We start from the raw sequence: 4493 nt of genomic DNA, 5'->3' as shown, positions 1-4493 counted from the left end.
TTCAACCTCAATTGCAGTCTCGCGGCCCTGCGCGTCTGCCTCATTTCGCTAAAGGCAAGATTCTATCCGGATGCTTCCTGGCCGTGCATGCAGGAAAAATCCCAGCATGATCTAGGTATCCCATTCCAAATGCTCGTCAATCACCGTGCCAAATAAAAATACCGTGAAAAAGGTGCCGGCCCTAGTAGTTAAGCGTATTGGAGTCGGAGTATTTGTTACAGAAAACGAATGCCGACCCTTTCATAATGTCTTTCCTACGAATAAACTCAAAACAACCAGGACCATGCTCTTTTTGATCCTTTAGAAATTTCCATCGGAAACATGCAATCTTTTGTAGCGGTTGAATAGATTTACCTTTATGCTCGGCTAGCCAGCCACGGTACCGCCAAAGTCAGCCCTTGCTAGCCTTATTCTTCGGGCGCCAGTTCAAGTTGTTTTTGTTTGAGCGCATTGGCCAGCTTCTCGAAATCTTCCAAACAATCCTCAATCTGCTTCAGGTGGTCTTTAACTTTTTCATGGCTGATATCCGGGAGTTGAGCGAGCTCACAATGTCCACGAACTAAAAATACCACCTGATTTAAATCGTGTATGATTTTGCGGAATGAATCCTGAGCAGGTTGTTGATTATCCATGCGTAAGGATTGATAGTTTGTGAGTGGTATGAGCGGAGACAATCGTATTTGCTTTGCGTAATTGGGCCATCTGGTTCACGCCTTTCGCCTGAAAAGAGATAGACTGACAAAAATGCAAAGTCGCAAAATCTCTGCGCCCGAATGGTCTTCCTTGGACAGGATGTGATTGTCATAGGCCAGACCAAATATTAAAAATAATTTTGAAGAAAAATGCTTTAACTACGAAAAGTGCAGAATTACGCAAAAAACTAAAGGCTGTTTCCCTTTAAACAGCATAAGCTAACCACCAATGGACACGGATAATTTGGTCGTTTCTCATCAGTGAAAATCTGTGCCATCAGCCGTGCCGTGGCGTAGCCTTGGCGGAGACTGGTGGTTAAGCCCTGTATCTTTTCTCCGTCGTTTTCAAAAATATTTCCGGTTATTCGTGTCAATTTGCGTCCATTCGTGGTTAAGAAACTATTACAACATCGCTGGCTATCTGAGCAATCCGTAGTCGAGCTGAACTTTGGTTACGGCTGTGCTCTAAGTTTTTGCGGTTTAAAAACTCACTTCATCAAGTCCTTCAACTCTTCCAGTGATAAGCTTCCACTGGTCGCTTCGCTTTCTTCAAACAAGCCTTTCAGCAAATCTGCTTTCGATCTTTGTAGCTCCAGAACTTTTTCTTCCACACTTCCGCTTATGATGAGCTTGATGCTCGTGACGACTTTCGTTTGACCAATCCGGTGAGCACGGTCTGTGGCCTGTGCTTCAACGGCGGGGTTCCACCAGGGATCGAAATGGACGACGGTGTCGGCTCCTGTCAGGTTTAGACCTGTGCCCCCCGCCTTCAGTGATATGAGAAAGACAGGGATGTCCTCGTTATTATTAAATCGATCGGCTTCGCCAAGTCTGTCCTTGGTCGAACCGTCGATGTAGCAGAAAGGGATTTCCTGTTGAGTGAGTTCGGTTTTGAGTAACGACAACACGGATACGAACTGGGAAAAGACGAGGATCCTGTGACCACCGTCCGTTGCTTCATCAAGTATTTCACGAAAGGCTATCCATTTGGCGGAATGTTCTGCCTCGAAGTTTTCTTTAAGAATTCTTGGATCGGCGCATACTTGCCGTAAACGAAGTAGCTGGGTAAAGGCTGCCATTTTGAGTCGTCCTTCCCTGGCTCCTGACATTTCCAAATCGAAGATCGCCTCCTCACTTTTTCTTCGAACAGAATCGTAAAGTGATCGTTGCTCCGGGGTGGGATCACAGTAGATCACTTGTTCAATTTTTTCGGGGAGCTCAGGCGCAACTTGTAGTTTGGTCCGGCGAAGGATGTAAGGGGCTGCTTTCTGACGGATTCGCTGGTGATACCAAGCTCGTTCATCCTGATTGATGCCGGTGGGTGTTTTTGCCAAATAGCCGGGCAATAGAAAATCAAACAGCGACTGCAGGTCTTGAATTGAATTTTCAATCGGTGTTCCGGTTAATAGAAATCGACCCTTTGCTTTTAGGGATCTCAGTGACCGTGCGTTTTTCGTCCTGCGGTTTTTGATATGCTGAGCCTCGTCTGCAATCACTGCCAGAAACTCAAGGGGTGCGATCCATTTAATGTCACGTGTCAGGGTCGTGTAAGACGTAAAGACGATATCGTAGCCTTGCCATTCCTCGACCGACTTGGCTCTTGAAGCTCCATGATGAATGAACGTTTTTAATCCTGGCGCGAATTTGAATGCTTCACGTTGCCAATTGGTCATGAGGCCGGCCGGGCAAACAACAAGGACGAGTCCTGGTGATTGGGTTAATAAGGCTTCAACCAGCCCAAGTGCCTGGAGCGTTTTACCCAAGCCCATTTCATCGGCCAGAATTCCTGCGAGCTTATTTTCGAATAAGTGGAAAAGCCATGCGGTTCCGATTTTCTGGTAGAGCCTTAGCGTTTCAGCCAGCGTTTTGCCGGTCGGAGCTTCTTTGAGAGCCGACAAGTTGTTTAATGCTTGGCTTCGATTTTTCCAGGTATCGGGTGTTTCAAAATTGTGGACGACTTCCTCGATAAGCCCCTCCGCATCGGCTAGTTCCCAAGATCGCAAACGAAGGTGGGAATTTGCGGTGAGGTGCCGCGTCGGATTGTTATCCAGTTTTTGTTGTAGCTGAGTGAACGCGGCAACGGTCTTTTGAGGAACTATAAAGAGTTTGTCGCCAGACTCCCAATACATCTTCCCCCGGGTCAGTTCAGATTGTATAATCGGGGTATCTTCCTTTGAGCCCAGGGTGAGAGACACTTCAAATTCATCACCCACTTGCCGGATGTCAGTTTTTACTTCTGCCAGTGCGAGGTGCTTAAACTGTTTTTCAAAGTTTGGAGTAAATGTTGCCCGATGATTTTTCTGAAGTGTTTCGTAATGTTCAGCTAGAAAATTGAGTGCCCTGTGCCGATCACGTAACCACCACTTGCGATTTGAGGTCTCCAGCTTGAATGCATTGTCTTTTAGCAAGCCGAGTAGGGACTCATAATCAATGGCGCTTCGTGAAGGGAGTTGAATGGCCAGGAAATTCGGAGAGCCATCCACGATGGTTGGAGATGTGCCGGTATGATCCGATCGATTTGATAATTCTGTTTGCCGACTCTCCCTCGCCTTCGGTTGAGGTTTGGGTGTCGAATCCGCCATCGGGCTTTCTTCCTGCTCAATCAAGCCGTGTACGCCAAGGAGGATATCGCTCGACCAGGCTATCGGGTCATCTGGTTTATTAATCCAAAACACGACCGGTTCGCCTTTCAGTGCATTCAGCAATTTCCTTAGCTTGGCCCGGTTAAGTTGAAGAAGTCCAAACAGTTTACCTTCGCACCAGGATTCTATAAGAGATGCGGCGCCGAGGTGGGGCAGGGTGAGCTTATAGGCTCTTCCTCGGTCAATTTTTTCGGGTGGATAGTTGGTCCCGTTGACCTCCTCAACCATGACTTTTACCATGATCCGGTCGTTCACAGCTGTGCGTTCCAAATTTGGAGGAAGGAACACCTTAAACCGTAGAGGTACTCCTTTCTCATCCGAAAGCACCAGAGACCTGAGCAACGGTTCGGGCTCGGATTCTTCTTCCACTACTTCTGGTTCCGGCTCTGGTTTAGGCACCATCTCCTCCAGGCAAAGTGCAATTGCGTGAGCACACATTTGACCGGACTTGCCATGAAAACAGTTACATTTATTTTCTGCAAAGATAGTGGATCTAAGATTGAGCCGTGGGTGATAGATCTTATCACCGACCTTCACTTCTCCACTTAACAGTTTTTCATCCCATTCCGTCATTTTAACACAACCGCCTTCTTGCAATCCCTTGGCTTCCTTCAGGATGGCCCATCCTCCAAGATCGACTAACAGGTCTTTATTCAATTCCACGTTCATTGTATTTCAATTACTCAATGTCAGCGGATTAATTCTCCATCACCATTGGAATGTTCTGACGAAGCAAGGTGAAGCATTTGGCTCCCGCAACAAAATTGTGTTCTTTGTTATATCGCCGAACGCTTTGGAACCACCGATGTCTTTTATGGCAACGCCTATAAAACCAAACCGAACTGGTTGGGGAAAAGAATTTTAACCACTGATCAACTTAGAGCAGCAAAGCCGTAACCAAAGTTTAACCTAACCACAGATTGCACAGATTGCACAGATTTTGTAATGATTCCTTAACCACGAATGGACCAATTGACACGAATCAGATGGTAGGGACCGATGGGCGGAGTGGTCCGATATCCTGAAAGGTTGGTTCGTGCATTTTTAAAATATTTGAACAGAAGGCAACGGAGAGAACGGAGGAAAAAGATCAATACAACTCTGTTTCCTCCGTTGCCTTGTAGGTCTCCTCATTATGAATTTACCGGATTTTGAGCAC

2 protein-coding genes are annotated in these 4493 nt (G+C 46.6%); both read right to left on the bottom strand.

The features are described 5' to 3' along the window. Nucleotides 1-407: 407 nt before the first annotated feature. Nucleotides 408-632 carry a hypothetical protein gene (locus O3C43_24750; GenBank protein MDA1069699.1) on the bottom strand — a complete coding sequence of 75 codons (225 nt, stop codon included), beginning with the start codon at nucleotides 630-632 and terminating at the stop codon, nucleotides 408-410. A 548-nt stretch (nucleotides 633-1180) separates the two neighbouring features. After that, nucleotides 1181-4003 (bottom strand): DEAD/DEAH box helicase, encoded by a 2823-nt coding sequence (locus O3C43_24745; GenBank protein ID MDA1069698.1) that lies wholly within the window; start codon nucleotides 4001-4003, stop codon nucleotides 1181-1183. Nucleotides 4004-4493: the final 490 nt, after the last annotated feature.

Source organism: Verrucomicrobiota bacterium, from assembly GCA_027622555.1.
Classification (GTDB): domain Bacteria; phylum Verrucomicrobiota; class Verrucomicrobiia; order Opitutales; family UBA2995; genus UBA2995.
The sequence above is the reverse complement of the archived record's forward strand: the minus strand, read 5'-3'. Positions and strand labels throughout refer to the sequence as shown.